Annotated in this window: 1 pseudogene; it reads right to left on the minus strand. The window is 55.6% G+C overall.

The features are described 5' to 3' along the window. Positions 1-561: pseudogene (locus ACO0LF_RS31455) on the minus strand (hypothetical protein); the annotation flags it as partial.

Below are 561 nucleotides of genomic sequence, written 5' to 3' on the forward strand. Positions count from 1 at the left end.
CTGCATCGGTCTTTGTGAGCAGGTGACCGGCTGTGTCGTAGCTGTAGCTGGTGGCATTGCCCTGGGCATCGGTCAAACTGGCGATGTTGCCTGCATTATCGTAGCCGTAACGCAGGGTGCTTGTCTGACCATTGGCTGCGGGGGCGGTGATGCTGTCAAAGCGTTTGTCTGTGGTGAGGCTGTAGACGGTGACGTTGCCAAAGGCATCAGTGACTTTGGTTTGACGATTGACGGTGTCGTAATCAAACCGGGTAACGTTGTTGTAGGCGTCGGTGAGGCTGGCGACACGGGATTCGCCATCGACGATGATGTAGCTGAATTTCTGGACGCTGCCATCGGTTTGGATGATGCTGTCGATGAGATTACCTGCACCGGCGTAAGTGTAGGTGGTGGCGTAGACTTTGCCATCGGTGATGCTGGCGTCTTCGGGACTAAGGTCGAGCAGGACCTGGCTCAGGCGGTTTTGAGCATCGTAGGTGTAGCGGGTGTTGCTGGTGACTTTGCCATCGGCGGCGACTATGCGTTCCTGGCTGAGGTTGTTGCCTGTGTAGATGAATTCTA

Origin of the sequence: Undibacterium sp. Di27W, assembly GCF_049340345.1 — a bacterium.
Lineage (GTDB): Bacteria > Pseudomonadota > Gammaproteobacteria > Burkholderiales > Burkholderiaceae_D > Undibacterium.